Source organism: Mycobacterium sp. NGS27 (assembly GCF_059813005.1).
This window is the reverse complement of the sequence record NZ_JCALDT010000002.1, coordinates 16,643-43,306: the sequence shown is the minus strand read 5'-3', so window position 1 is coordinate 43,306 and position 26,664 is coordinate 16,643. Positions and strand designations below refer to the sequence as shown.

Below are 26,664 nucleotides of genomic sequence, written 5' to 3'. Positions count from 1 at the left end.
CGGATTCAACATCGGGTCTGCTATCCGGAAGGGAAGACGATGAAGCTGGGATTGCAGCTGGGATATTGGGGCGCTCAGCCGCCCCAAAACCATGGCGAACTCGTCGCCGCCGCCGAGGAGGCCGGATACGACGCCATCTTCACCGCCGAGGCCTGGGGCTCGGACGCCTACACACCGCTGGCCTGGCTGGGCTCGGCGACATCCCGGGTGCGGCTGGGCACCTCGGTGGTCCAGCTGTCTGCCCGCACGCCGACCGCCTGCGCGATGGCCGCTTTGACGCTCGACCACCTCTCCGGCGGGCGCCACGTCCTCGGCCTCGGCGTCTCCGGCCCGCAGGTGGTCGAGGGCTGGTACGGCCAGTCGTTCCCCAAACCGCTGGCCCGCACCCGGGAATACATCGACATCATCCGGCAGGTGTGGGCGCGGGAGGCGCCGGTGACCAGCGCCGGCCCGCACTATCCGCTGCCTTTGCAGGACGGGGTCCGGGGACCGGCGACGGGTCTGGGCAAGCCCCTCAAGCCGATCACCCATCCGTTGCGGGCCGACATCCCGATCATGCTCGGCGCCGAGGGACCCAAAAACGTCGCGCTGGCCGCCGAGATCTGCGACGGCTGGCTGCCGATCTTCTACACGCCGCGCATGGCCGACACCTACAACGAGTGGCTGGACGAGGGATTCGCCCGCCCGGGGGCGCGCCGCAGCCGGGAGGACTTCGAGATCTGCGCGACGGCCAACATCGTCATCACCGAGGACCGCAGCGCCGCGTTCGCGGCCATGAAGCCCTACATCGCGCTCTATATGGGCGGCATGGGTGCCGAGGACACCAACTTCCACGCCGACGTCTACCGCCGGATGGGCTACGCCGAGGTGGTCGACGACGTGACGAAGCTGTTCCGCAGTGGACGCAAGGAAAAGGCCGCGGAAATCATCCCCGACGAGGTGATCGATGACGCCGCGATCGTCGGCGACGTCGACTACGTGCGTAAGCAGATCAAGGCCTGGGAGGCCGCCGGCGTCACCATGATGGTGGTGTCGGGCCGCAGTACAGAGCAGGTCCGCGAGCTGGCGACGCTGATCTGACGCCCGGGCGCAACAAACGAGAACACGTTCTAATTTTCTTGCAAGAGACTTAGAACGCGTTCTAGATTGTCCGGATGACAGCTTCGCAGCACACCATCGCGGGCAGGGTGCTCACCATGCCGGTGCAGATCCGCAAAGCGACCCAGCACATGGCGATGTTCTCTGTCGACGCGGACGCCGCGCAGCAGATGATCGACTACAGCGGCCTGCAGGTCTGTCGTTACCTGCCAGGCCGCGCGATCGTGGTCCTGATGTTGATGCAGTACATCGACGGCGACCTGGACCAGTACAACGAATTCGGCACCACCGTGATGGTCAATCCGCCCGGGTCGACGGCGAGTGGGCCACGAGCCCTGCAGTCGGCGGGCGCCTTCATCCACCACCTGCCCGTCGACCAGGCGTTCACGCTGGAAGCTGGAACGAAGATCTGGGGCTACCCGAAAGTGATGGCGGACTTCACCGTTCGGGAAGGCCGTCGGTTCGGCTTCGACTGCACAGTCGACGGGCAATTGGTGGTCGGCATGGAATTCGGCCGCGGACTGCCATTTCGGCTCACCCCGCGCACGCAAGCGCAGCGGAGTTACTCGCACCGCGACGGTGTCACCTGGGAGACCGCCTTCGATTCCACGCTGGACGGCGTGCGCACCAGATTCGGCGGGGTACGCGTCCGGCTCGGCGACCACCCCTATGCGAAAGAGTTGGCGTCGCTGGGCCTTCCGAAGCGCGCGATGCTGTCCAGTTCTGCTGACCAAGTACAAATGACATTCGGCGACGCACAGGAGATTTCATGACTTCGACCATCCCGGAAGCAATCTCGAACATCGACCTGACCGACGGCAATTTTTACGCCGACCGTCGCACCTCGCGGGAGGCCTATCGCTGGATGCGGGCCAACCAGCCGGTGTTTCGTGATCGCAATGGGCTGGCCGGTGCCACCACTTATCAAGCCATCCTTGACGCCGAACGCAATCCGGAGCTGTTCTCCAGCACCGGTGGCATCCGTCCCGAGCAGCCCGGCATGCCCTACATGATCGACATGGACGACCCCGCACATCTGTTGCGGCGCAAACTCGTCAACGCCGGTTTCACCCGCAAGCGGGTGAAGGAAAAGGAACCGTCGATCGCCAGGTTGTGCGACACCCTGATCGACGCGGTGTGCGAGCGCGGCGAGTGTGACTTCGTCCGCGACATCGCCGCCCCGCTGCCGATGGCGGTGATCGGCGACATGCTGGGCGTGCTGCCCTCCGAACGCGGCATGCTGTTGAAATGGTCGGACGACCTGGTCTGCGGGCTGAGCTCGCACATCGACCCGGAGTCGGAGACAGCCCAGGCGGTGATGGCCGCATTCGCCGCGTACACCGAATTCACTTCCGCCATCATCACCAAGCGGCGAGCCGAGCCCAACGACGACCTGTTCTCCATCTTGGTGAACGCCGAGGTGGAGGGCCAGCGGATGTCCGACGACGAGATCGTCATGGAGACACTGCTCATCCTCATCGGCGGCGACGAAACCACCCGTCACACCTTGAGTGGGGGCACCGAGCAGCTGGTGCGCCACCGCGACCAGTGGGATGCCCTGGTGCGTGACCCGTCGCTGCTTCCCGGCGCTATCGAGGAGATGCTGCGCTGGACATCGCCGGTAAAGAACATGTGCCGAACCCTGACCGCCGACACCGAATTCCACGGCACCTCACTGCGTGAGGGCGAAAAGATCATGCTGCTGTTCGAGTCGGGCAACTTCGACGAGTCGGTGTTCGACGAGCCGGACAGCTTCGACATCAGCCGTAACCCGAACAGCCACATGGCTTTCGGCTTCGGCACCCACTTCTGCCTGGGGAACCAGCTGGCCCGCCTGGAGTTGTCGATGATGACCGAGCGGGTGCTCAAGCGGCTGCCGGATCTGCGACTGGCCGACGACGACTCGACCCTGCCGCTGCGGCCGGCGAACTTCGTCAGCGGACTGGAAGCGATGCCGGTGGTGTTCACCCCGAGCGCCCCCCTGCTGAGCTGATTGGCTTTGCGCCGAGCGTGCACTCACGGCGAGTTTTTCGCTGATTTCTCGCCCTGAGTTCACGTTCGGCGCTTCCAAGCCGCCGATACCCGAGCGAGAATGCCGCCGGCCGTGTCTTCGGCGGTCACCCGGATGACGATCCACCCGAGCTCCGTCAACGACTCCAATCGCGCGATGTCTCGATTGAATTGCCGTCGATCGGAACGGTGGTGATCCCCCTCGTACTCGACGGCCAATTTGATGTCCTCCCAGCCCATATCGAGGACCGCGACGAGCTCGCCGTAGTGGCCGTGGACCGGAATCTGCGTCCGCGGGCAGGGATAACCGGCGTCGATGAGCAGCAATCGCAACCACGTCTCGCGTGGCGACTCGGCCCCCGCGTCGACCATGGTCAGCGCGCGGCGGGCACGACGGACATTTCGATGGCCCGTGTAGCGGTCAGCGAGCAGCTGGGCTTCGGCGATGTCGAGATCCGTCGCCCTCACCAGCGCGTCGAGAGCCGCGACGGCTTTGCCGACGGGATTGCGGCAGGCGATATCGAACGCCGTACGCGCCGCGGAAGTTGCGAGCGTATCGCCGATCGACCGGACTTCGTTATGCGACAACGAGTCCGACCAGGTGTTGATACCGGGCGGCGGACGGCGGTGTTCGTAGAGCAATTGTGCCGGCGCCCGGTGGTCGACCCATTTGGCCCCGTGCAGCGCCGCGGCGGAGCGCCCGGCGACGATGCCTCGGCGCCGCGACCACAGCCACGCCGCGCATGCGCGCGTTGTGGCGGTCAGTTCAGTGCCGGGGGCGACGTAGACGTCGGGGTGCACGGCGACGAATCGGCTGCGCAGCCGGTGCCGCGTCAGAGCGCCGGTTGCGAGCGCCTCGCTGCCGATGAAGGGTTCGCGCACGCAAGCAGTGTGGCGCGCAGGACCGACAACGTCGCCGAACGTGACGTCACGGCGACGAAATGGCCGAAAAGCCGCCATGAGTTCACGCTCGGCGAAGAGGGGGCTAGCGGTTTTTGAAGTTGGGCTTGCGCTTCTCGGCGAACGCCCGGGGGCCTTCCTTGGAGTCCTCGGAAAGGAACACCGGGATGCCGTTGGCGGTGTCGGGCTTGAAGGCCTCTTCCTCGTGCATCCCCTCGGTCTCGCGGATGGTCTTGAGGATCGCCTGTACGGCCAGGGGTCCGTTGTTTTCGATGACCTCCGCGATCTCGAGCGCCTTGGTCAGCGCCTGCCCGTCGGGCACGACGTGGCCGATCAGGCCCATGTCCTTGGCTTCGGCGGCGGTGATGTGCCGTCCGGTCAGCAGCAGGTCGCAGGCCACGGTGTAGGGGATCTGGCGCACCAGGCGGACGGCGGAACCGCCCATCGGGTACAGGCTCCATTTGGCCTCGGAGATACCGAATTTGGCGCTCTCGCCGGCGACCCGGATGTCGGTGCCCTGCAGGATCTCGGTTCCCCCCGCGATCGCCGGGCCCTCGACGGCGGCGATCAGCGGCTTCTTGAGCCGGCGACCCTTGAGCAGAGCGTCGATTCGCGACGGGTCGTAGCTGCCGTCCTTGAACGAGTCGCCCGGCGGCTTCTGGGTCGCCGCCTTGAGGTCCATGCCCGCGCAGAAGTAGCCACCGGCGCCGGTCAGGATGCAGACGCGGATGTCGTCGTCGTTGTCGACACGGTCCCAGGCCTGGACCATGATTTCCATCATTTCGGTGCTCAAAGCGTTGCGGCGGTGCGGCCGATTCATGGTCACGATGAGGGTGTGACCACGCTGTTCCACCAGCGCATCCGGGCCGGTTGCCCCGTTTTCGGTGTTTGCTGGGGTTCCGGCATTCTCCACGGTCACGGCTACCGCCTTTCCCTCGACAATGGGCACGAGCTTGCCTCGAAATGTAACACGTTCTAATTTGGTGGCCGTGGCCTTGAATATTGCCGACCTTGCAGAGCACGCCATCGACGCTGTGCCCGACCGTGTCGCCCTGATCTGCGGCGACGAGAAGCTGACCTACGCCCAGCTGGAGGAGAAGGCCAACCGCCTGGCTCACTACCTGATGGAGCAGGGGGTGAAAAAGGACGACAAGGTCGGTCTGTATTGCCGCAACCGCATCGAGATCGTCATCGCGATGCTCGGCATCGTCAAAGCGGGCGCCATCCTGGTGAACATCAACTACCGCTACGTCGAGGGCGAGCTGCGCTACCTGTTCGAGAACTCCGACATGGTCGCGCTGGTGCACGAGCGCCAGTACTCCGACCGGGTGGCCAACGTGTTGCCCGATACGCCCAACGTCAAGACGATCCTGGTCGTCGAGGACGGCAGTGACAACGACTTCGGCCGCTACGGCGGCGTCGAGTTCTACTCGGCGATCGCGCAGAGCTCACCCGAGCGCGACTTCGGCGAGCGCAGCGCCGACGACATCTACCTGCTCTACACCGGGGGCACCACCGGCTTCCCGAAGGGCGTGATGTGGCGCCACGAGGACATCTACCGGGTGCTGTTCGGTGGAACCGACTTCGCCACAGGCGAATTCGTCGAGGACGAATACGACCTGGCCAAGGCCGCCGCGGCCAACCCGCCGATGGTGCGTCACCCGATTCCACCGATGATTCACGGCGCCACGCAGTCGGCCACCTGGATGTCGATCTTTTCGGGCCAAACCACCGTGCTGGCACCGGAATTCAACGCCGACGAGGTGTGGCGCACGATCCACGACCACAAGGTGAACCTGCTGTTCTTCACCGGTGACGCCATGGCGCGACCGCTGCTCGACGCGCTGCTGGCCCACCAGGACGAGGGCAACGAGTATGACCTCTCGTCGCTGTTCCTGCTCGCCTCCACCGCAGCGCTGTTCTCGCCGAGCATCAAGGAGAAGTTCCTCGAGCTGCTGCCCAATCGGGTGATCACCGACTCCATCGGATCTTCGGAGACAGGATTCGGCGGCACCAGCATCGTCGCCAAGGACGCCCCACACAGCGGCGGCCCGCGCGTGACGATCGACCACCGCACCGTCGTGCTCGACGAGGAGGGCAACGAGGTCAAGCCCGGCTCCGGTGTGCGCGGCTTCATCGCCAAGAAGGGCAACATTCCCGTCGGTTACTACAAGGACGAGAAGAAGACCGCCGAGACGTTCAAGACCTTCAACGGCGTGCGGTACGCCATCCCGGGCGACTGGGCGACCGTCGAGGAGGACGGCACCGTCACGATGCTGGGCCGCGGCTCGGTGTCGATCAACAGCGGCGGCGAGAAGATCTACCCCGAGGAGGTCGAGGCCGCACTCAAGGGTCACCCCGACGTCTTCGACGCCCTGGTGGTCGGCGTGCCCGACCCCCGCTACGGGCAGCATGTCGCCGCCGTCGTCCAGCCCCGGCCCGGCGCCCGGCCCGCGCTGTCGGACCTGGACAGCTTCGTACGCTCCGAGATCGCGGGCTACAAGGTACCGCGCAGCCTGTGGCTGGTCGACGAGGTCAAGCGATCGCCCGCGGGCAAACCCGACTACCGCTGGGCCAAGGAGCAGACCGAGGCCCGCCCGGCCGACGACGTGCACGCCGCCCACGCCACTGCGTGACCGACTTCGTCAAACGTAATCCCGCCGCGCCCGCCGGCTTCTTCGCGTGGGAAGCCGCAGGGCTGCAATGGCTTTCCGCCGCCGAAGGTGGCGTGCCGTGCGCGCGGGTCGTGTCCGTCGACGACGCCGGCCTGACCTTGCAACGCCTTCAATCCGCCAACCCGACCCCCGAGGCCGCGCGCACGTTCGGCGGCCGGCTGGCCGTCACGCACGACGCCGGCGCCCCGGCGTTCGGGGCCGGGCCCGACGGCTGGGACGGGCCGGGCTTTTTCGGCCCGCTGTCGCGGCCCCTGCCGATGTCGCTGTGCCCGCACCGCGCCTGGGGAGAGTTCTACGCCGAGGAACGGCTGGGCCCGATGGCCGAACTCGCGGCCCCGCGGCTCGATGCCGCCACCCGAGACGCCGTCGACTCCGTCGTGAAGCGTTGCCGTGCGGGCGATTTCGACGACGACGACCGGCCGGCCCGGTTGCACGGCGACCTGTGGAGCGGAAACGTGATGTGGACTCCCGACGGTGTCGTGCTCATCGACCCGGCCGCACACGCCGGCCACCGCGAGACGGACCTGGCGATGCTTGCCCTGTTCGGCTGCGCGCACTACGACGAGATCATCGCGGGTTACCAGGAAGTGCGACCGCTCCGACCCGGCTGGCGCGACCGCACCGGCCTGCACCAACTCTTTCCGCTGCTGGCGCACGTCGTGTTGTTCGGCGGCGGGTACGCGCAGCAGACCCACGCCTGCGCCCGCGCCGCGCTGACCATCTGAGGTCGGCCGGGACCGGTCTAGAGCTGATTGCCCGCCTCGCCCCCTCGCCGCTGAGCGGCTGGGGGTACCCCCACCTCCCGCCGCTCCGCGGCGCGCATCGTCGGCGGGCTAAAGTCCAATCGCATGACGATCGATGTCTGGATGCAGCATCCGACCGCGCGGTTTCTGCGCAGCGACATGCTCGCATCCCTGCGGCGGTGGACGGGCGGGACGATCCCCGACACCGATATTCCGATCGAGGCGACCCTGGCATCGATGGACGCCGCCGGCGTCGAACTGGGTGTGCTCAGCGCCTGGCGCGGCCCGGGTGGAGAGGACCTGGTCTCCAACGACGAGGTGGCGCAATGGGTTGCCGCGCACCCGCAGCGGCTCGCCGGCCTGGCCGCCGTCGACCTGGACCGCCCGATGGAAGCCGTCCGCGAGCTGCGGCGCCGGGTAGCCGACGGCGGGTTCGTCGGGCTGCGGGTGGTGCCGTGGTTGTGGAACGCCCCGCCCACCGACCGTCGCTACTATCCGCTGTTCGCCGAGTGCGTAGAGTCCGGCGTGCCGTTCTGCACGCAGGTCGGCCATACCGGCCCGTTGCGCCCGTCGGAGACCGGCCGGCCGATTCCCTACATCGACCAGGTGGCGCTCGATTTCCCGGAGCTGGTGATCGTCTGCGGCCACGTCGGCTATCCCTGGACCGAGGAGATGGTCGCGGTGGCCCGCAAGCACGAGAACGTCTACATCGATACCTCGGCGTACACGATCAAGCGGTTGCCGGACGAACTGGTCCGATTCATGAAGACCGGTACCGGGCAACGAAAAGTGTTGTTCGGCACCAATTATCCGATGATCACCCACGAGCACGCGTTGGCGGGACTGGACCAGCTCGGGCTGTCCGACGAGGCTCGCCGAGATTTCCTGCGCGGCAACGCCGAACGAGTTTTCCGACTGGAGGCAGTGAAGTGAACGGTGCCCAGGCCCTGATCAACACCCTGGTCGACGGCGGTGTCGACGTGTGTTTCGCCAACCCGGGCACGTCGGAGATGCACTTCGTCGCCGCCCTGGACGCCGTCCCGCGCATGCGCGGCGTGCTGGCATTGTTCGAAGGCGTTGCCACCGGCGCGGCCGACGGCTACGCGCGCATCGCCGATCGCCCGGCCGCGGTGCTGCTGCACCTGGGCCCCGGGCTGGGCAACGGCCTGGCCAACCTGCACAACGCGCGTCGCGCGCGGGTGCCGATGGTGGTGGTCGTCGGCGACCACGCCACCTATCACAAAAAGTACGACGCCCCACTGGAATCCGACATCGACGCGCTCGCCGGCACCGTCTCGGGCTGGGTACGGCGGACCGGTGACGCCTCCCAGGTCTCGGCCGATGCCGTCGAGGGCATCGCGGCCAGCCGGTGGGGTTCGCAGATCTCGACGTTGATCCTGCCCGCCGACGTGTCGTGGTCGGAGGGGGCCCAGTTGTTCTCCAACCTGGAGGCCCAACCGACGGGCGCCGATCCGCTGCTGGCGCCCGAGGTGCTCGAGGTGCTTCGCTCCGGGGAGCCGACGGTGATCATGGTGGGCGGCGATGGCACCCGCAAGGCCGGGCTGGCGGCGGCCACCCGCATAGCGGCGGCGACCGGTGCCCGCGTGCTGTGCGAAACCTTTCCGGCCCGGCTGGAGCGCGGCGCCGGCGTCCCCGCCGTAGACCGGCTCGCGTATTTCGCCGAGGCCGCCACCGCCCAACTCAACGGTGCCAAGCATCTGGTGCTGGCCGGCGCCACGTCGCCGGTGTCGTTCTTCGCCTACCCCAACATGCCCAGCGATCTGGTTCCGGCCGGCTGCGAGGTCCACGTGCTCGCCGAATACAGCGGCGCCGCAGACGCTTTGATCGCCCTGGCCGATCAGGTCGCGCCCGGCACCGAGGCTCCGGTGGCGCCCGCTTCGCGTCCCCAGCTGCCGACGGGCGCGCTGACCTCCGCGTCGGCCGCCGACGTGATCGGGGCGCTGCTGCCCGAAGCCGCGATCGTGGTCGACGAGTCGAACACCTCGGGCGTGTTGCTCGCGGGCGCGACCGCGGGCGCGCCGGCGCACGACTGGCTGACGCTGACCGGCGGGGCGATCGGTTACGGCATGCCGGCGGCGGTCGGTGCCGCGGTGGCCGCCCCGCATCGTCCGGTGCTGTGTTTGGAGTCCGATGGCTCGGCGATGTATACGATTTCGGGGTTGTGGACCCAGGCCCGCGAGAATCTCAACGTGACCACCGTGCTGTACAACAACAGCGCCTACGACATCCTCCGGATCGAGCTGCAACGCGTCGGCGCCGGGTCGACCCCCGGGCCGGAAGCGCTCGCGCTACTCGATTTGTCGGACCCCACAATGGATTTCGTGAAGATCAGCGAGGGCATGGGGGTGCCCGCCCGGCGCGTCACCACCGCCGAGGAACTGGCCGATGCGCTGCGCGCCGCCTTCGCCGAACCTGGGCCGCACCTGATCGACGCCGTGGTGCCGTCAATAACGGGCTAGCGTCGGCAGCCGGCTCAGCAGCCAGTCGGTCAGCGTATCGACCACGTCGACGCCCGTCTCGAAAGCGCCGTCGTCCGCGTCAGCGGCGAGTGCCACACCCCACTGGCCGGAAGGGGTGGGAACGATGCCGAACTGGCGGACCAGGTACCCGCCGTGTACGCCCGGCCCCCAACCGCCCTTCGCGGCAAGGCCTTTCGCGGCCAGCCCCCACCGATCGCCGGCCACCAGGCGTTGCATGAGATCGATCACTTCGACGGCGTCCGGGATGGTCGACAACTCCGCGGCGAACCGAGCTTGCCGTTGCAGGCTCCACTCGGTTTGGCCGAAAGCGGTGAACCCGCGGCGGAGCCGTCGTGATTCGACCACCGTCGCGGTGTCGCCGCCTTCGGCCACCACGACCTGAACCCGTCGCGCGGCGTCCATCGGCTCGCCCAATTGCGACCACAACTGCTCGGAGGCGCGATTGTCGGATTCGGTGATGGCTTTCACGGCCAAATCGCGGGCACCCAGCCAATCGTTGCGCAGCGCCGCTATCGCCAGGGGAACCTTGATCGTCGACCACGCCACGCCCGACCACCAGCTGCCCAGCGAGAACGTTCGGTCCGGGCGGGCGATTGCGACGCCGACGTTCGCCGGCACCGCGGCGGAAAGCTGTTCGAAGCTCGCTTCCAGCGCGAGTTCGAGAGGCCGTGCGGTCATGCCCTGGTTGCCACGGCCGAGCCGGCGACGACTTCGCGGGTTTTCATCAAACGCTGAGTTTACTGCTCGGGTGGAAAGTCAACGGCGGATCTTGCACACCGGGTCGCCGCACTCGACACCCTGAGCGGCCAGCTGTCGCTTGAGCACCTTGAAGGTCGCCGTCCGCGGGAGTTCGGCGCAGATCCGCACGTACGACGGCCACTGTTTGGGCCCCAGATCGGTTTGCTCGGCCAGGAAGGCACGGAATTTCTCGTCCTCGAACTCGGCGCCCGGCGCCAGCACCAACGCGGCCATCACCTGGTCGCCGACTACCGGGTCCGGCACCGGATACACCACGGCCTCGGTGACGTCGGGGTGGCGCAGCAACACCCGTTCGATCGGAGCCGCGCCGAGGTTCTCACCGTCGACTCGCATCCAATCACCCAGCCGCCCAGCGAAGTACGCGTAGCCGGCGTCGTCGCGGTAGGCCAGGTCACCGCTGTGGTACACGCCGCCGGCCATCCGCTCGGCCTCGGCCGTGACGTCGTTGTAGTAGCCCTCGAAACGGCCCGGTCCCGCGGTGTTGACCAGTTCGCCGACCACACCCGGCGGGCACGACGAGCCGGTGTCGGGATCGACGATGTCGATGCCGTTGGGAAGCGGGCCCAGTGAACCGGCCGGCGTATCGGGCGTGCGCGCGATGGCCACGCCGCCTTCGGTGGAGCCGAACCCGTCCTGCACCACACACCCGAACCTGCGCCCGAAGCGCTCGATGTCTTCGGGCACGCCCTCATTGCCGTAGACCGCGCGCAGCGGGTTGTCGGCATCGTCGGGCTGCTCCGGCGTGGCGAGCACATACGACAGGGGCTTGCCCACGTAGTTCGCATAGGTGGCACCGTAGCGACGGACATCGACGATGAAGTTCGAGGCGGAAAACTTGCGCCGCAACGCCATTGAGCCCTGGCAGGCCGCCGCGACGGCCCAACCTACCAGCACCGCGTTGGAATGAAACAGCGGCATCGACACGTAGCAGACGTCGTCGCGCCCGAGGCCGAAACGCTGCGTCATCGTCACACCCGCGATCGCGACCTTGCCGTGGCTGCACTTGACCGCCTTCGGCTCGCCACTGGTGCCCGACGTGAAGATCAACATGAAGAGATCCGCCGGCGAGGCCGCCTGAAAAGAGATCGGCGCGTCGCGGTGCGCCGCGACCTTGTCGGCCCACTCGGGCGAGTCGGCGTTCAGGTGCTCGATGTCGCCCAGCGTCTCAGAAGATTTCGAGTCGGCCAGCACCAATTGGCAGTCGGCGCGGGCGATGTCGCGGCGCAGCGCATCGCCGCGGCGCACCGGGTTGAGCCCGACCGGCACGATCCCCGACATTCCCGCCGCCACCAGCATCGCCGAGAAGAAGGGGGTGTTCTCCAGCAGCACGCCGACATGCGGCGGCCGGCTGGGGTCGAGCCGCGCGCGCAACGTCGCGGCGATCACGGCACCGTGCTGCAGGTGATCGCGCCAGCTGGTGAACGCGTTTTCGAAGTGGATGCCGCGATCGTCGATCTCGGTCAGCGGCGCCAGCAGCTTGGTGACGGTCAGGTCGTCGGTGAGTTCCATTGCGCCTAAGCGGGCGTCTCGGCCAGCTCCCGGCCGATCCGGCGCAGCTGGCCGGTGGCGCCGCCGAGGGCGAACTCGATCTCCTTGGCGGCCAAGAAGTAGCGGTGCGCGGGGTGATCGGTGTCGACGCCGACGCCGCCGTGCACGTGCACGATGGTGTGCGCCACCCGGTGTCCGGCGTCCGCCGCCCAGAACGCCGCACTCGCGACGTCGACCTCGGCCGGGATGTCCTCCGAGACCCGCCAGGCCGCCTGCGTCAGCGTGAGCCGCAGACCTTTGACGTCGATGTAGCCGTCGGCCAGTCGCTGCGACACCGCCTGGAAGCTGCCGATCGGGCGGTCGAACTGTTCGCGCTCGCGCGCGTACTCGGCCGTCATCTGCAGGCCGCGCTCGAGCACTCCGAGCTGGAAAGCGCTGCGGCCCAACGTCCCCAGCGTGCCAAGCCACGTCACGACCTCGGCGCCGCCGACCTTGCGGCTCTCGTCCACCGGGGTCCCTTCCAGCGCGAGGTGCCCGACGCTGCCCAGGCCGGTGGTTTCCAGCGCGGTCACCGTGACGCCGGGATCGTCGGCGGCGACCAGGAAAACCGCGGTGCCGGAATCCGTTTCGGCGGGAACCAGGAACGCGTCGGCGACCGGGCCGAAGCCGACCTGGGTGCGGGTTCCGGTCAGCCGATAGCCGGCGCCGGAACCGGCCGCCTGGAGGGAACCCTCGCCCATCTCGCCGTCGAGGGCGACGGCCAGCGTCTTCTCGCCGTTGACCGCGGGCACCCCCCAGCTCTGTTGCAGCTCTTCGGAGCCGAACCGGGCCAGCGCTCCGGCGCCGAGCACCACCGACTCCAGGTAGGGCACCGCGGCCAGCTGGCGTCCCAGCGCGACCAGGATCGCGATCTGCTCCAGCGCCCCGAAGCCGTCGCCGCCCAGCGACGAGGCCGACGCGCTGGACAGGATGCCCGCGTCGATCAGCTTGCGCCACAGGTCGCGGTCGAACCGTTGATCGAGCCCGTCGAGCTTACGCTGGTGTTCGGGTGTGCAAACCGAGTCCACGATGGTGTCGACCAGGTTGCCCAGGTCGTTGGCCGCTTCGGTGGTGGTGAAATCCATGAACGTCCGTCCTTCTATTACGTAGCGGCTCAGCGGTTTCGGGGCAGACCGAGGGCGACCATGCCGATGATGTCGCGCTGCACCTCGTTGGTGCCGCCGCCGAAGGTGAGGATCAGGCAGGCCCGGTGCATCCGCTCGACCCGTCCGCGCAGCAACGCACCCGGCGAATTCTGGCGCACCGTCGCGGCGGTGCCGAGCACCTCCATCAGCAGCCGGTAGGCCTCGGTGGCCAGCTCGGTGCCGTACACCTTGGCCGCCGACGCGTCGGCCGGGTTCAACGCTTCACTGGACGCCGAGGCCAGCTCCCAGTTGATCAGCTTGAGCACCTCGGCCTTGGCGTGCACGCGGGCCAGGTTGAGCTGCACCCACTCGGAATCGATCAGCCGGGCGCCGCCGGCGTCCTTGGTGTTCTGCGCCCATTCGCGGACCTCACGCAGGGCCAGGAAGATCGGTTGCGGCGAGACGAGCGCGACCCGCTCGTGGTTGAGCTGGTTGGTCACCAGTTTCCAGCCGCCGTTCTCCTCGCCGACCAGGTTGGTCACCGGGACGCGCACATCGGAGTAATAGGTGGCGCTGGTGTCCACGCCGGCCATGGTGTGCACCGGCGTCCAGGAGAAGCCCTCGGCGGTGGTCGGCACGGTCAGCATCGAAATGCCGCGGTGCTTCTTGGCCTCGGGGTTGGTGCGCACCGCCAGCCACACCCAGTCCGCGTAGGCGATCAGGCTGGTCCACATCTTCTGGCCGTTGATGACGTAGTCGTCACCGTCGCGTACCGCGGTGGTGCGCAAGTTGGCCAGGTCGGTGCCGGCGCCGGGCTCGGAGTAGCCGATGGAGAAGTGCAATTCGCCGGCGGCGATCTTGGGCAGGAAGAACTTCTTCTGTTCCTCGGTGCCGAACGCCATGATGGTCGGCGCCACGCTGTTGATGGTCAGGAACGGCACCGGCACGCCGGCGATGGCGGCCTCGTCGGTGAAGATCAGCGAGTCCATCGGGGAGCGGTCCTGACCGCCGTATTCCTTGGGCCAGTTCAGGGTGAGCCACCCGTCCTTGCCCATCTGCGCGACGGTGTCGCGGTACGCGGTGCCGGTGCCGACCTCGCCGCCCCCTGAAGAGGTCAGCGCCTCCCGGCGCTCGGGGGTCATCAGCTCGGTGAAGTACGACCGCAGCTCGCGACGCAGGTCCTCTTGCTCCGGGGTGTAACTGATACGCATTTCGGCCGTCCTCGAAGTTAACGACGTTCGGAGTAGCAAGCCTCATCACAGGCTGCAGCTCGACCAACGGCTACCCGTTCGCCTCCCCGGTTGTAACACGTTCTAGTCTGGGAATCCAGCGACCGTTTCCCCAGCGGTGTCGGGGTCCTATGGTGGACCTACATGCTGATGAGGCGAGTCCTGCGGTGATGGCCAGGTTCAAGGAGGGTGCTGTGCGGGTGATCGTGGACCGTGACCGGTGCGAAGGTAACGCAGTGTGCCTGGGAATTGCCCCAGATATCTTCGACCTGGACGACGAGGATTACGCAGTGGTGAAGCTCGACCCGATTCCCGCCGATCAGGAGCAACTGGCCGAGCAGGCGATCGCCGAATGCCCGCGCGCGGCACTTCAGCGCGCCGACTAATCCGAGCCCAGAGCGCGGAACCGAGAAACTAGAGGTATTCATAAATTGACTAGGCCTTATGACCCGGCTTCTTCTCAGACCGCTGCACGGTCTGCATCGTCGCCGGGCGCCAGCACGAACGCTACCGATCTGTCCGGAAAGGTCGCGGTGGTGACCGGTGCGGCCGCGGGCCTGGGACGCGCCGAGGCGCTCGGCCTGGCGCGCCAGGGCGCAACCGTCGTCGTCAACGACATCGCCGCGGCGCTGGATGCCTCCGACGTCATCGACGAGATCAACTCGGCCGGTTCGAAGGCCGTCGCCGTGGCCGGCGATATCAGCGAACGCGCCACCGCCGACGAGTTGGTTGCTCAGGCCGACTCGTTGGGTGGCCTCGACATCGTGATCAACAACGCCGGGATCACCCGCGACCGGATGCTGTTCAACATGTCCGACGAGGAGTGGGATCTCGTCATTGCGGTGCACCTGCGCGGTCACTTCCTGCTGACCCGCAACGCGGCGACCTACTGGCGTTCCAAGGCCAAGGACTCCGGCGGCCGGATCTTCGGGCGCATCGTCAACACCGCTTCGGAGGCCGGGCTGGTCGGGCCGGTCGGGCAGGCGAACTACGGTGCCGCCAAGGCGGGCATCATTTCGCTGACCCTGACGGCCGCACGGGCGCTGGGCCGCTACGGGGTATGCGCCAACGCCATCTGCCCCCGCGCGCGCACCGCGATGACGGCCGACGTGTTCGGCGACGCACCGGAGGTGGAAGCCGGCGGTGTCGACCCGTTGTCGCCCGAGCACGTGGTGAATCTGGTGACGTTCCTGTCGTCCCCGGCGGCCGGCGAGGTGAACGGTCAGGTGTTCATCGTCTACGGTCCACAGGTGACTTTGGTGGCCGCACCGACCGCGGAGCGTAAATTCGTCGCCGATGGTGGCGCCTGGGACCCTGCGCAGCTGAGCTCGACGCTGCAGGATTACTTTGCTGGCCGTGATCCTGAGCACAATTTTTCCGCTGGCGCGCTGATGGAGCAATAACACCGGAAACCTGGTCGAAAGCGCCAAATCGCCAGGTAGAACGTGTGTCAGTTTGACACGTGCCAAGTGCTTCTGACCTGGCAAATTAACAGTTCAGATACGGAAATGCTGTTCATTGACATGGTGAACTTGTTCTGGGTTAATATGATCCGGCTCACACCGAGCCCCGTGGGACAGTAGCCGACGCAAAGGCCAGACATAGACTTCGCCGAGACCGAACCGAGGGGGGAACCGCGTTGAGGGAACAACTTGCGGTTCCCGCCCGCGCCGTCGGCGGATTTTTCGAAATGATGTTGGATACCGGCCGAGCGGCTTTCCGCCGGCCGTTTCAGTTCGGTGAGTTCCTCGACCAGACCTGGATGATCGCGCGGGTGTCGTTGGTCCCCACGCTGCTGGTATCCATCCCGTTCACCGTCCTGGTGGCCTTCACCCTCAACATCCTGCTCCGCGAGATCGGCGCCGCCGACCTGTCCGGCGCTGGGACGGCGTTCGGAACCATCACCCAGCTGGGTCCGGTGGTGACGGTGCTCGTCGTGGCCGGTGCCGGCGCCACCGCGATCTGTGCGGACCTCGGCGCCCGCACCATCCGTGAGGAGATCGACGCGATGCGGGTGCTCGGCATCGACCCGATCCAGCGGCTGGTCGTGCCGCGCGTGCTGGCCTCCACGGTGGTGGCGCTGCTGCTCAACGGTTTGGTGTGCGCCATCGGCCTTTCCGGTGGCTATGTGTTCTCCGTCTTTCTGCAGGGCGTCAATCCCGGCGCGTTCATCAATGGATTGACCGTGCTTACCGGGCTGCGCGAGCTGGTGCTCGCCGAAGTCAAGGCGCTGCTGTTCGGCGTGATGGCCGGCATGGTGGGCTGCTACCGGGGCCTGACCGTCAAGGGTGGGCCCAAAGGCGTCGGGAACGCGGTCAACGAAACCGTGGTCTACGCCTTCATCTGTCTGTTCGTGATCAATGTGGTGATGACCGCCATCGGCGTGCGAATCTCGGCGAAGTGATGGGACGGGTAAGCACGCAATGAGTTACGACATCACGTACCGGCTGCGCAATATCGCCTCCCGGCTCCAGGACCCAGTCGATGACTTCGGCGAGCAAGCGCTGTTCTACGGCCAGACGATGCGGTATGTCCCCAATGCGCTCACCCGCTACCGCAAGGAGACCGTCCGGCTGATCGCCGAGATGACGATGGGCGCGGGAGCTCTGGTCATGATCGGCGGCACGGTCGGTGTGGCCGCCTTCTTGACCCTGGCCTCCGGCGGTGTCATTGCCGTGCAGGGGTATTCGTCGCTGGGCAACATCGGCATCGAGGCGCTGACCGGATTCCTGTCGGCGTTCCTCAACGTGCGGGTGGTCGCGCCGGTGATCGCCGGTATCGCGCTGGCCGCCACCATCGGTGCCGGCGCCACCGCCCAACTGGGTGCCATGCGGGTGTCCGAGGAGATCGATGCCGTCGAATGCATGGCGGTGCACTCGGTGTCCTATCTGGTGTCGACCCGCCTGATTGCGGGCCTCATCGCGATCATCCCGCTGTACTCGCTGTCGGTGCTGGCCGCGTTCTTCGCCGCTCGCTTCACCACGGTGTACATCAACGGGCAGTCAAAAGGCCTGTACGACCACTACTTCAATACGTTCCTGATCCCGTCCGACCTGTTGTGGTCGTTTTTGCAGGCCATCGTGATGTCCATCGCGGTCATGCTCGTCCACACCTATTACGGCTACAACGCCCACGGCGGCCCGGTGGGAGTCGGGATTGCGGTCGGCCAGGCCGTGCGGACTTCGCTGATCGTGGTGGTCGTCATTACGTTGTTCATCTCGCTCGCTGTGTATGGGGCTTCCGGTAACTTCAACCTCTCCGGATAAGAGGACCGCTCACAAGGGACATGGCAGACACAGACGCGCGACGCTCAACCGTCCGGCTGGCAGCAGCGGTGCTGGCCGGTCTCTTGGTCGCTTTCGTTGTGCTGACCTATCTTTCCTACACAGCGGCCTTCGCATCGATCGACACCGTCACGGTGTCGGCGCCGCGGGCCGGCCTGGTGATGGAGAAGGGCGCCAAGGTCAAATACCGCGGTATCCAGATCGGCAAGGTCGAAACGATCGACTATTCCGGTGACCAGGCGCGGCTGACGCTGGGCATCAACAGCGACGACATGCATTTCATCCCATCCAATGCGACAGTGCGCCTCGCGGGTAACACCATCTTCGGTGCCAAGGCGGTGGAATTCATTCCGCCGCAGGCGCCTTCGCCGACGTCCCTGCGTCCGGACGCGCACGTGGCGGCATCCTCGGTGCAGCTGGAAGTCAACACCTTGTTCCAGTCGTTGATGGACCTGCTGCACAAGGTCGATCCGGTCGAACTCAACGGCACGTTGAGCGCGTTCGCGGAAGGCCTGCGCGGCCACGGCGACGACCTGGGTGGCATCCTGTCGGGCTTGAATACGTTGACCCGCCAGGCGAATCCGAAGCTGCCCGCGCTGCAGGAGGACTTCCGCAAGGCCGGGGTCGTGGCCAACGTGTACGCCGACGCCGCGCCGGACCTGACGACCGTGGTCGACAACCTGCCGACGATCGACAAGACGGTCGTGGACCAGCAGAAGAATCTCGACAGCACGCTGTTGGCCACCATCGGGCTGTCGAACAACGCCTATGAAACCCTGGCTCCGGCCGAACAGGACTTCATCGACACCATCAACCGGCTGCGGGCCCCGCTGAAGGTGGCCGCCGACTACTCACCGGAATTCGGCTGCCTGTTCGCCGGGATCGAGCGCGGTATCAAAGAATTCGCCCCGCTGCTCGGTGTCCGCAAGGCCGGCCTGTTCACGTCGTCGAGCTTCGTGCTGGGCGCGCCGGCGTACGTATATCCGGAATCGCTGCCGATCGTCAACGCCTCCGGTGGCCCGAACTGCCGTGGGCTGCCGGACATCCCGACCAAGCAGACGGGCGGATCGTTCTTCCGTTCCCCGTTCCTGGTGACCGACAACGCGAACATCCCCTACGAGCCCTTCACCGAGCTGCAGTTCGACGCGCCGTCCACGCTGCAGTTCTTGTTCCACGGTGCCTTCGCGGAACGGGACGACTTCTGATGGCCGCCTCGGGAATGCCGTCGCACCGCGAGATGATCATCAAGGTCAGCATCTTCGCGGTGGCCATGCTGCTGGTGTCCGCGGGGCTGGTGGTGGTCTTCGGCGATTTCCGCTTCGGGCCCGAAAGTACCTACCACGCAACGTTTACCAACGTGTCACGGCTGAAATCCGGCCAGAAGGTGCGCATCGCCGGGGTCCCGGTCGGCGCGGTGTCGGGCATCAAGCTCAACCCGGACAACACCATCGACGTGAAGTTCGGAGTCGACAAGCGCTACACGCTGTATTCGTCCACCCGCGCGGTGATCCGCTACGAAAACCTGGTCGGCGACCGATTCCTGGAGATCACGTCGGGCCCCGGGGAACTGCGGAAGTTGCCTGCCGGCGGGACGATCAACAGCCAACACACCCAGCCCGCACTGGATCTCGACGCGCTGCTGGGCGGACTGCGACCGGTGCTCAAGGGTCTTGACGCCGACAAGGTCAACACCATCAGCGGCGCCGTCATTCAGTTGCTGCAAGGCCAGGGCGGGGCGTTGTCGAACGTGCTGGCCGACACCAGCGCGTTCTCCTCGGCGCTGGGCCAGCGCGACCAGCTCATCGGCGACGTGATCAACAACCTCAACACGGTGCTGACCACCGTGGACCAACGCAGCGCACAGTTCTCGGCCAGCGTCGACCAGCTTCAGCAACTGATCACCGGGCTCGCCCAGCACAAGGACGACATCGCCGGTGCCATCCCGCCGCTGGCGTCGACCACGACGGATCTGACGGAGCTGCTGAAGAATTCGCGCCGTCCGCTGCAGGGCATCCTGGAGAACACCCGCCCGCTGGCCACCGAACTGGACAACCGCAAGGCCGAGGTGAACAACGACGTTGAGCAGCTCGGCGAGGACTATCTGCGGCTGGCCGCATTGGGTGCCTACGGATCGTTCTTCAACATCTACTTCTGCTCCGTGACGATCAAGATCAACGGCCCGGCCGGTAGCGACATCCTGCTGCCGCTCGGTGGCCAGGTGGATCCCAGCAAGGGGAGGTGCTCTTTTGCCAAGTAACGCAAGGCAGGGCGAGCGCGATCCACTGCGCACCGGCATCTTCGGCGTGGTGCTGGTGGTGTGTGTCGTGCTCATTGCGTTCGGCTACGCCGGATTACCGTTCTGGCCGCAGGGCAAAATCTACGACGCCTACTTCAGCGACGCCGGCGGCATCAATCCCGGCAACGCCGTTTACGTTTCGGGCTTCAAGGTCGGCAAGGTCACCTCGGTGGGCCTGGCCGGCGACAGCGCCAAGATCAGCTTCAGCGTCGACCGCCACGTCGCCGTCGGCGACCAGTCGCTGGCCGCGATCCGGACCGACACCATCCTCGGTGAGCGTTCCATCTCCGTGACCCCGGCCGGTGGCGGCAAGGCGACCACCATCCCGCTCAGCCGCACGACGACCCCGTACACGCTCGCCGGCGCGCTCGAGGACCTGGGGCAGAACGCCAACAACCTGGACAAGCCGCAGTTCGAGAAGGCGTTGAACGTGCTGACCGACACGCTGCACGACGCCAACCCGCAGCTGCGCGGCGCGCTGGACGGCGTGACCTCGCTGTCGCGCACCCTGGACCGCCGCGACGAGGCGCTGCAAAGCCTGCTGGCGCACGCGAAATCGGTCACCGGTGTGTTGTCGCAGCGCGCCGACCAGGTCAACAAACTGGTCGATGACGGCAACGAGTTGTTCGCCGCCCTCGACGAACGACGGGGCGCCCTGGAGCAGCTGATCTCCGGAATCCGGGGCCTCTCGGCGCAGATCTCCGGCTTCGTCGCCGATAACCGCAAGGAATTCGGTCCGGCGCTGAACAAGCTCAACGACGTGCTGTCCAACCTCAACGAGCGCCGCGACTACATCGCCGAGGCCCTCAAGCGGCTGCCCACCTACGCCACCGAGCTGGGTGAGGTGGTTGGTTCGGGACCCGGGTTCAACGTCAACGTCTACGGCGTGATCCCGGCGCCGTTGCTTGCCACCATGTTCGACTTCTTCTACCAGCCGGGCAAGATGCCGGCCAGCCTCGCCGATTACCTGCGTGGGTTGATTCAGGAACGCTGGATCATCAGGCCGAAGTCACCGTGACGCAGCGGATCCTCGGCAGCAGGGGGCTGCGCTACACCACCATCATCGCGCTCGTCGCGGTGCTGGTGGGTGGCGTGTATGTGCTTACCTCGCAAGCGAATAACCGCAAGATCGTCGGCTACTTCGCCTCCGCGGTCGGCCTGTATCCCGGTGACCAGGTGCGCGTGCTCGGCGTCCCCATCGGCACCATCGACACGATCGAACCGCGGCCGTCCGACGTCAAGATCACCATGTCGGTGAGTAAGGACGTGAAGATCCCGAAGGACGCCAAGGCGATCATCATCTCGCCGAACCTGGTGGCGGCCCGCTTCATTCAGCTGACACCCGCCTACACCGGCGGACCGGCGATGGCCGACGGCGCGAGCATCGGCCCGGACCGCACCGCGGTCCCGGTGGAGTGGGACGAGGTCAAGGAATCGCTGACGCAGCTGGCCGTGCAACTGGGCCCCACGGCCGGATCGATGCAGGGTCCGTTGGGCGCGGCGATCAACCAGGCCGCGGACACCTTCGACGGCAAGGGCGAGTCGTTCCACAACGCCTTGCGCGAGCTTTCGCAAGCCGCTGGGCGGCTGGGCGATTCGCGCGGCGACATCTTCGGCACCGTGAAGAATCTGCAGGTACTCGTCAACGCGCTATCGTCCAGCAACGAACAGATCGTCCAGTTCGCCGGGAACGTCGCCTCGGTGTCACAGGTGCTCGCCGACAGCTCGCGCCACCTCGACACCACGCTGGGCACCCTGAACGTGGCGCTGTCCGACATCCGGGGTTTCCTGCACGAGAACAACTCGACGATCGTCGACACGGTCAACAACCTCAACGATTTCGCGAAGACGTTGAGCGACCAGAGCGACAACATCGAGCAGGTGCTGCACGTGGCGGGCCCGGGTATCGCCAACTTCTACAACATCTATGACCCCGCACAGGGCACACTGAACGGCCTGTTGTCGATACCGGAGTTCGCCAACCCCGTGCAGTTCATCTGCGGTGGATCCTTCGAGACCGCGGCCGGGCCACGGGCGCCCGACTACTTCAAGCGCGCCGAACTCTGCCGTGAGCGGCTGGGGCCGGTGCTGCGCCGGCTCACCGCGAACTACCCGCCGCTGATGTTCCACCCGCTGAACACGATCACGGCGTACAAGGGCCAGATCATCTACGACACCCCCGAAACGCAGGCCAAAGCCGCCACCCCGGTACCCCAGCTGACCTGGGTTCCGGCGAAGGGCGCCCAGACGCAGCCGGCCGCGCAGAACCCGGCGGATCTGCAGGCCCTGCTGGTACCGACGGCCCCGCAGGCCGGCCCCGCGCCGGGCCAATCGGCGCCGGGCGCCGCTCCGGCGCCGGGGCCAGCGCCCGGAAGCGCCTTCGGCCCGCTGCCGGGGCCGGCGCCGGGCCAGGCGCCCAACGGGCCCGCGGCCGACCTGGGCGGTGGCGGATGAACCGAATGTCGTTGCGCGTAGGCGTATTGGCGTCGGGCGCCATGTTGCTGGCCGGCTGCCAATTCAGCGGGCTGAACTCGCTGGCGATGCCCGGCACCGCCGGCCACGGTAGCGGCGCCTACTCGATCACCGTCGAACTGCCCGATGTCGCGACCCTGCCGCAGAACTCTCCGGTCATGGTGGACGACGTCACGGTCGGCAGCGTCGCCGGTATTTCGGCCGAACAGCGCGTCGACGGATCGTTCTATGCGGCAGTGAAACTGGCGCTCGACAAGAATGTCGTGCTGCCCGCCAACTCGACCGCGACGGTCGCCCAGACGTCGCTGCTCGGTTCCATGCACATCGACCTGGCGCGCCCGAAGGACAAGCCGGCCGTGGGCAAGCTGAAGGACGGGTCGAAGATCGCGGAGGCCAACACCGGTCGCTATCCCACCACCGAGGAGGTGCTCTCGGCGCTCGGCGTGGTGGTGAACAAGGGCAATGTCGGTGCCCTGGAAGAGATCACCGATGAGACCTATCGCGCGGTCGCCGGCCGGCAGGACCAGTTCGTCGACCTGGTTCCCCGGCTCGCGGAACTGACCTCGGGACTCAACCGTCAGGTCAACGACATCATCGATGCCGTCGACGGATTGAACCGATTCTCGGCGACCCTGGCGCACGACAAGGACAACCTCGGCCGGGCGCTCGACACGCTGCCCGAGGCGATTCGCGTGCTGAACAAGAACCGCGACCACATCGTGGAGGCCTTCGGCGCGCTGCACAAACTGGCGAACGTCACCTCGAACATCCTGGCAAAGACCAAGGTGGACTTCGCCGCCGACATGAAGGACCTCTACTCGGCGGTCAAGGCGCTGAACGACAACCGCAAGAACTTCGTCACCTCGCTCCAGTTGTTGCTGACGTTCCCGTTCCCCAACTTCGGCATCAAGCAGGCCGTGCGTGGCGACTACCTCAACGTGTTCACCACCTTCGACCTCACCCTGCGCCGCCTCGGTGAAACCTTCTTCACGACGGCCTATTTCGACCCGAACATGGCCCACATGAACGAGATCCTCAACCCGCCGGACTTCTTGACCGGCGAGATGGCCAACCTGTCCGGACAGGCCGCGGATCCGTTCAAGATTCCGCCCGGCACGGCTTCAGGACAGTAGGGGGCGGGGAGCACATGCACGACAGACTGACCAAGATCCAGCTGGCGATCTTCGCGGTGATCACTGCCATCACCCTGACCGTGATGGCCATCTTCTATCTGCGGTTGCCCGCGACGTTCGGCATCGGAACCTATGGCGTGAGCGCCGATTTCGTCGCCGGCGGCGGCCTGTACAAGAACGCCAACGTCACCTACCGCGGCGTGGCCGTCGGCCGCGTCGAGTCGGTGGGCCTGAGCCCCAACGGCGTCATCGCCGGCATGCGGCTGAACAGTGGCACCGCCATCCCGTCGAACGTCACCGCGACGGTCAAGAGTGTGTCGGCGGTCGGCGAGCAGTACATCGACCTGGTGCCGCCCGGGTCGCCGGCAACCAGCAAGCTGCACAACGGATCTCGCATCGAGCGGCAGAACACCCGGATCGGCCGCGACGTCGCCGAGCTGCTGAAGCGCTCGGAAACCTTGGTCAACAGCCTGGGCGACACCCGGTTGCGTGAGCTGCTGCACGAGACGTTCATCGCGGCCAACGGCTCAGGTCCGGAGCTGGCCCGGCTCTTCGAGTCCGCCCGGCTGCTGGTGGACGAGGCCAACGCCAACTATCCGCAGGTCTCGCAGTTGATCGATCAGGCCGGCCCGTTCCTGCAGGCGCAGATTCGTGCCGGCGGTGACATCAAGTCGCTGTCCGACGGGTTGGCGCGGTTCACCTCCGAGGTGCGTCAAGCCGACCCGCAGCTCCGCGACACCCTGGCGACCGCGCCCGGCGCCACCGACGAGGCCAGCACCGCGTTCTCGGGCATCCGCCCCTCCTTCCCGGCCCTGGCCGCCAGCCTGGCCAACCTCGGCCGGGTCGGCGTCATCTACCACAAGTCGATCGAGCAACTGCTGGTCGTCTTGCCGGCGCTGTTCGCCGCGATCACCACCGCAGCGGGCGGTGGGCCGCAGGACGAAGGCGCCAAGCTGGACTTCAAGCTCGACCTCAACGACCCGCCGCCGTGCGCCGTCGGCTTCCTGCCGCCGCCGCTGATGCGCACCCCGGCCGACGAGACGGTGCGTGAGCTGCCGAGGGACATGTACTGCAAGACGGCGCAGAACGATCCGAGCACCGTGCGTGGCGCGCGCAACTACCCGTGCCAGGAATTCCCCGGAAAGCGCGCCCCGACGATCCAGCTGTGTCGCGACCCGAAGGGCTTTGTGCCGATCGGCCGCAACCCGTGGCGCGGGCCGCCGGTGCCGTACGACACGCCGGTGACCAACGGCTTGAACGTCTTGCCGCCCAACCACTTCCCGTACATCCCGCCCGGCGCCGAGCCCGACCCGGGCACGCCCATCGTCGGGCCGCCGCCCCCGGGCGTGACGCCCGGGCCGGGGCCGTTGCCGAACAAACAGCCGGCATTCGACCCGCCGCCGCCCAACAACAACGGGCCGCCACCGCCGTTCACGTCCTGGCAGCCGCCCGGGGTGCCCCCCGTGCCGCCCCAGCTTCCGTACCCGAAGTGGCTGCCCCCGCCCCCGGCACCGGAGGGCATCAGCCCGCCGCCGGCCGGCCCCGGACCGGAGAAGCCGTGGGGGCCGCCGCCCGGCGGACAACCGCAGGCCAGCGGACCTGCCTACGCCACGTATGACCAGAAGACCGGCGCGTTTATCGATCCGGCCGGCGGCACTGGTATCTTCGCGGCCGGCGCAACTGGCACCTCAGGCGCCGAGAACTGGGTGGACCTCATGCTTGATCCAAGGCCGATGTAATGGACCCTGCCGTGGCAGACGAACCGGCAACCACGCCGCGCGTTCGTCGACGGGCTTCGCGTGCGGCAGGTCCGGCCAAGGGCGGGCCGGCGCAGGACGCGACGGTCCAGACCGAGGCGCCCACCGCGCCGAAGCAGTCGGCGAAACCCGTCCGGGCCTTGAAGTCCATCAAGCCGCCGCCACGTCGGCAGCCACATCGTGTCCTGGTCGGCTGGATCTCGTTCGCGGCGGCGGTGTTGGCGATCGGGGCGCTGGCCGCCGGCCTGGCATACATGTGGACCCAGCAGCGTCACGCCACCGCGGCGCAGGCGCGCGATCAGCGTTTCGTCGACACCGCCACCCAGACGGTGGTCAACATGTTCAGCTACAAGCAGGACAACATCGACGAGAGCGTGAACCGCTTCGTCAACGGCACCAGCGGTCCGCTGCGCGGCATGCTCGGTGCGAACAACAATGTCGAGAACCTCAAGGGGCTGTTCCGCTCGACCAATGCGACGTCGGAGGCCGTCATCAACGGCGCGGCGCTGGAAGGCGTTGACACCGTTACCGATAACGCGTCGGTGCTGGTGTCGGTGCGCGTCACCGTCGCCGACATCGACGGGGTGAACAAGCCGTCGATGCCGTATCGCTTGCGCGTCATCGTGCACGAAGACGATGCCGGGAAGATGACCGGCTACGACTTGAAATATCCAGACGGGGGTAATTGATGCGATGGCGGCGCCGGCTGCTGGTCATCGCGGGTTACCTCGTGGCCGTGGCGTTCGTCGGGCTGTCGGCGGTGGCCGGCTGGATGTACTGGGACCGGGTGCAGACTCGCGGCGAACAGGCGGCGCGCGCCGTGCTGCCGGCGTTGGCGGCCAAGGAGATTCCCGAGGTCTTCGCGTACGACTACCAGACCGTCGAGCGGAGCCTGTCGGCGGCGTATCCGTTGTTGACCCCCGACTATCGCGCGGAGTTCCAGAAGAGCGCCAACAACCAGATCATCCCCGAGGCCAAGAAGCGCGAAGTGGTGGTGCAGGCCAATGTCGTTGGCGTGGGGGTCATGTCGGCCAAACGGGAATCGGCATCGGTGATGGTCTTCATGAACCGGACCGTGACGGACAAGTCACGCCAGCCGTTGTATGACGGCAGCCGGTTGCGGGTGGACTTCAAGAAGGTCGGCAAGCAATGGCTGATCGCCTACATCACGCCGATCTAGGCCCGACGGGTCGAG

The 26,664-nt window shown here is 66.8% G+C and carries 24 protein-coding genes and 1 pseudogene; 19 read left to right on the top strand and 6 right to left on the bottom strand.

From position 1 onward, the window contains the following. Window positions 1-39: 39 nt before the first annotated feature. From AC5Y30_RS04690 to AC5Y30_RS04680, 3 genes are all read left to right on the top strand, one after another. Window positions 40-1,080: an LLM class F420-dependent oxidoreductase gene (locus AC5Y30_RS04690; protein WP_499916882.1), complete on the top strand. Its 1,041-nt coding sequence runs from the start codon at window positions 40-42 to the stop codon at window positions 1,078-1,080. A gap of 74 nt (window positions 1,081-1,154) precedes the next feature. Beyond that, the gene (locus tag AC5Y30_RS04685) at window positions 1,155-1,871 is read left to right on the top strand and encodes an acetoacetate decarboxylase family protein (protein ID WP_499916878.1); all 717 of its coding nucleotides are present in this window, start codon (window positions 1,155-1,157) and stop codon (window positions 1,869-1,871) included. Then, window positions 1,868-3,091 carry a cytochrome P450 gene (locus AC5Y30_RS04680; RefSeq protein ID WP_499916876.1) on the top strand — a complete coding sequence of 408 codons (1,224 nt, stop codon included), beginning with the start codon at window positions 1,868-1,870 and terminating at the stop codon, window positions 3,089-3,091. The genes AC5Y30_RS04685 and AC5Y30_RS04680 overlap by 4 nt, the downstream gene beginning before the upstream one ends. Window positions 3,092-3,150: 59 nt before the next feature. Here AC5Y30_RS04680 and AC5Y30_RS04675 read toward each other — a convergent pair whose 3' ends face one another. Next, window positions 3,151-3,990 carry an endonuclease domain-containing protein gene (locus tag AC5Y30_RS04675; RefSeq protein WP_499916874.1) on the bottom strand — a complete coding sequence of 280 codons (840 nt, stop codon included), beginning with the start codon at window positions 3,988-3,990 and terminating at the stop codon, window positions 3,151-3,153. 103 nt (window positions 3,991-4,093) lie between these two features. Continuing rightward, window positions 4,094-4,921: a crotonase/enoyl-CoA hydratase family protein gene (locus AC5Y30_RS04670; protein ID WP_499917626.1), complete on the bottom strand. Its 828-nt coding sequence runs from the start codon at window positions 4,919-4,921 to the stop codon at window positions 4,094-4,096. A 70-nt stretch (window positions 4,922-4,991) separates the two neighbouring features. Here AC5Y30_RS04670 and AC5Y30_RS04665 point away from each other — a divergent pair, with 70 nt between their 5' ends. The 4 genes from AC5Y30_RS04665 (at window position 4,992) to AC5Y30_RS04650 (ending at window position 9,906) form a co-directional block, all read left to right on the top strand. After that, window positions 4,992-6,644, top strand: a complete 1,653-nt coding sequence (locus tag AC5Y30_RS04665) for an acyl-CoA synthetase (RefSeq protein ID WP_499916872.1) — start codon at window positions 4,992-4,994, stop codon at window positions 6,642-6,644. Then, complete coding sequence (locus AC5Y30_RS04660; protein WP_499916870.1) at window positions 6,641-7,408, top strand: fructosamine kinase family protein; 768 nt, start codon at window positions 6,641-6,643, stop codon at window positions 7,406-7,408. Before AC5Y30_RS04665 ends, AC5Y30_RS04660 begins: the two co-directional genes overlap by 4 nt. A gap of 123 nt (window positions 7,409-7,531) precedes the next feature. After that, a complete protein-coding gene (locus AC5Y30_RS04655; RefSeq protein WP_499916868.1) occupies window positions 7,532-8,359 on the top strand; it encodes an amidohydrolase family protein in 828 nt (275 codons plus the stop codon). Beyond that, window positions 8,356-9,906, top strand: a complete 1,551-nt coding sequence (locus AC5Y30_RS04650; RefSeq protein WP_499916866.1) for an acetolactate synthase large subunit — start codon at window positions 8,356-8,358, stop codon at window positions 9,904-9,906. The genes AC5Y30_RS04655 and AC5Y30_RS04650 overlap by 4 nt, the downstream gene beginning before the upstream one ends. On the opposite strand, the gene AC5Y30_RS04645 is transcribed toward AC5Y30_RS04650, so the two are convergent. The 4 genes from AC5Y30_RS04645 to AC5Y30_RS04630 form a co-directional block, all read right to left on the bottom strand. Beyond that, on the bottom strand, window positions 9,892-10,605 hold the full coding sequence (locus AC5Y30_RS04645; RefSeq protein ID WP_499916864.1) for a serine hydrolase: 714 nt from the start codon (window positions 10,603-10,605) through the stop codon (window positions 9,892-9,894). The genes AC5Y30_RS04650 and AC5Y30_RS04645 overlap by 15 nt on opposite strands. A gap of 78 nt (window positions 10,606-10,683) precedes the next feature. Continuing rightward, window positions 10,684-12,195, bottom strand: a complete 1,512-nt coding sequence (gene fadD17 / locus AC5Y30_RS04640) for a long-chain-fatty-acid--CoA ligase FadD17 (RefSeq protein ID WP_499916862.1) — start codon at window positions 12,193-12,195, stop codon at window positions 10,684-10,686. Window positions 12,196-12,200: 5 nt separating this feature from the next. Further along, the gene (locus AC5Y30_RS04635; RefSeq protein ID WP_499916860.1) at window positions 12,201-13,298 is read right to left on the bottom strand and encodes an acyl-CoA dehydrogenase family protein; all 1,098 of its coding nucleotides are present in this window, start codon (window positions 13,296-13,298) and stop codon (window positions 12,201-12,203) included. 29 nt (window positions 13,299-13,327) lie between these two features. Next, window positions 13,328-14,509 (bottom strand): acyl-CoA dehydrogenase, encoded by a 1,182-nt coding sequence (locus AC5Y30_RS04630; RefSeq protein ID WP_499916858.1) that lies wholly within the window; start codon window positions 14,507-14,509, stop codon window positions 13,328-13,330. A gap of 212 nt (window positions 14,510-14,721) precedes the next feature. Between AC5Y30_RS04630 and AC5Y30_RS04625 the strand changes: the two genes are divergently transcribed. The 12 genes and pseudogenes from AC5Y30_RS04625 (at window position 14,722) to AC5Y30_RS04570 (ending at window position 26,649) form a co-directional block, all read left to right on the top strand. Continuing rightward, window positions 14,722-14,913 (top strand): ferredoxin, encoded by a 192-nt coding sequence (locus AC5Y30_RS04625; RefSeq protein WP_499916856.1) that lies wholly within the window; start codon window positions 14,722-14,724, stop codon window positions 14,911-14,913. 111 nt (window positions 14,914-15,024) lie between these two features. Beyond that, window positions 15,025-15,930, top strand: a pseudogene (locus tag AC5Y30_RS04620) (3-oxoacyl-ACP reductase); the annotation flags it as partial. Window positions 15,931-16,166: 236 nt separating this feature from the next. After that, window positions 16,167-16,931 (top strand): MlaE family ABC transporter permease, encoded by a 765-nt coding sequence (locus AC5Y30_RS04615; protein WP_007772499.1) that lies wholly within the window; start codon window positions 16,167-16,169, stop codon window positions 16,929-16,931. Window positions 16,932-16,950: 19 nt separating this feature from the next. Then, window positions 16,951-17,793, top strand: coding sequence for an MlaE family ABC transporter permease (locus tag AC5Y30_RS04610; protein WP_067355945.1), 843 nt, complete (start codon window positions 16,951-16,953; stop codon window positions 17,791-17,793). A gap of 20 nt (window positions 17,794-17,813) precedes the next feature. After that, entirely contained in the window at window positions 17,814-19,016 is a 1,203-nt protein-coding gene (locus AC5Y30_RS04605) for an MCE family protein (RefSeq protein ID WP_499916853.1), read from the top strand. Further along, a complete protein-coding gene (locus tag AC5Y30_RS04600; RefSeq protein ID WP_499916851.1) occupies window positions 19,016-20,068 on the top strand; it encodes a virulence factor Mce family protein in 1,053 nt (350 codons plus the stop codon). Before AC5Y30_RS04605 ends, AC5Y30_RS04600 begins: the two co-directional genes overlap by 1 nt. Then, a complete protein-coding gene (locus AC5Y30_RS04595; protein ID WP_499916849.1) occupies window positions 20,058-21,125 on the top strand; it encodes a virulence factor Mce family protein in 1,068 nt (355 codons plus the stop codon). Before AC5Y30_RS04600 ends, AC5Y30_RS04595 begins: the two co-directional genes overlap by 11 nt. Further along, a complete protein-coding gene (locus tag AC5Y30_RS04590; protein WP_499916847.1) occupies window positions 21,122-22,561 on the top strand; it encodes a virulence factor Mce family protein in 1,440 nt (479 codons plus the stop codon). The genes AC5Y30_RS04595 and AC5Y30_RS04590 overlap by 4 nt, the downstream gene beginning before the upstream one ends. Further along, window positions 22,558-23,712 carry an MCE family protein gene (locus AC5Y30_RS04585; RefSeq protein WP_499916845.1) on the top strand — a complete coding sequence of 385 codons (1,155 nt, stop codon included), beginning with the start codon at window positions 22,558-22,560 and terminating at the stop codon, window positions 23,710-23,712. The genes AC5Y30_RS04590 and AC5Y30_RS04585 overlap by 4 nt, the downstream gene beginning before the upstream one ends. Window positions 23,713-23,726: 14 nt before the next feature. After that, window positions 23,727-25,451: a virulence factor Mce family protein gene (locus AC5Y30_RS04580; RefSeq protein ID WP_499916843.1), complete on the top strand. Its 1,725-nt coding sequence runs from the start codon at window positions 23,727-23,729 to the stop codon at window positions 25,449-25,451. After that, window positions 25,451-26,158, top strand: coding sequence for an Rv1363c family protein (locus AC5Y30_RS04575; protein WP_499916841.1), 708 nt, complete (start codon window positions 25,451-25,453; stop codon window positions 26,156-26,158). The genes AC5Y30_RS04580 and AC5Y30_RS04575 overlap by 1 nt, the downstream gene beginning before the upstream one ends. Continuing rightward, the gene (locus AC5Y30_RS04570; protein ID WP_499916839.1) at window positions 26,158-26,649 is read left to right on the top strand and encodes an Rv1363c family protein; all 492 of its coding nucleotides are present in this window, start codon (window positions 26,158-26,160) and stop codon (window positions 26,647-26,649) included. Before AC5Y30_RS04575 ends, AC5Y30_RS04570 begins: the two co-directional genes overlap by 1 nt. The last annotated feature ends 15 nt before the right edge of the window (window positions 26,650-26,664 follow it).

Bases quoted from the DNA above. Each gene is read 5' to 3' on its own strand.
- AC5Y30_RS04690 (WP_499916882.1), top strand. From the start codon at position 40: ATGAAGCTGGGATTGCAGCTGGGATATTGGGGCGCTCAGCCGCCCCAA.
- AC5Y30_RS04685 (WP_499916878.1), top strand. From the start codon at position 1,155: ATGACAGCTTCGCAGCACACCATCGCGGGCAGGGTGCTCACCATGCCG.
- AC5Y30_RS04680 (WP_499916876.1), top strand. From the start codon at position 1,868: ATGACTTCGACCATCCCGGAAGCAATCTCGAACATCGACCTGACCGAC.
- AC5Y30_RS04655 (WP_499916868.1), top strand. From the start codon at position 7,532: ATGACGATCGATGTCTGGATGCAGCATCCGACCGCGCGGTTTCTGCGC.
- AC5Y30_RS04645 (WP_499916864.1), bottom strand. From the start codon at position 10,605: ATGACCGCACGGCCTCTCGAACTCGCGCTGGAAGCGAGCTTCGAACAG.
- fadD17 (WP_499916862.1), bottom strand. From the start codon at position 12,195: ATGGAACTCACCGACGACCTGACCGTCACCAAGCTGCTGGCGCCGCTG.
- AC5Y30_RS04635 (WP_499916860.1), bottom strand. From the start codon at position 13,298: ATGGATTTCACCACCACCGAAGCGGCCAACGACCTGGGCAACCTGGTC.
- AC5Y30_RS04630 (WP_499916858.1), bottom strand. From the start codon at position 14,509: ATGCGTATCAGTTACACCCCGGAGCAAGAGGACCTGCGTCGCGAGCTG.
- AC5Y30_RS04610 (WP_067355945.1), top strand. From the start codon at position 16,951: ATGAGTTACGACATCACGTACCGGCTGCGCAATATCGCCTCCCGGCTC.
- AC5Y30_RS04605 (WP_499916853.1), top strand. From the start codon at position 17,814: ATGGCAGACACAGACGCGCGACGCTCAACCGTCCGGCTGGCAGCAGCG.
- AC5Y30_RS04600 (WP_499916851.1), top strand. From the start codon at position 19,016: ATGGCCGCCTCGGGAATGCCGTCGCACCGCGAGATGATCATCAAGGTC.
- AC5Y30_RS04585 (WP_499916845.1), top strand. From the start codon at position 22,558: ATGAACCGAATGTCGTTGCGCGTAGGCGTATTGGCGTCGGGCGCCATG.
- AC5Y30_RS04580 (WP_499916843.1), top strand. From the start codon at position 23,727: ATGCACGACAGACTGACCAAGATCCAGCTGGCGATCTTCGCGGTGATC.
- AC5Y30_RS04575 (WP_499916841.1), top strand. From the start codon at position 25,451: ATGGACCCTGCCGTGGCAGACGAACCGGCAACCACGCCGCGCGTTCGT.
- AC5Y30_RS04570 (WP_499916839.1), top strand. From the start codon at position 26,158: ATGCGATGGCGGCGCCGGCTGCTGGTCATCGCGGGTTACCTCGTGGCC.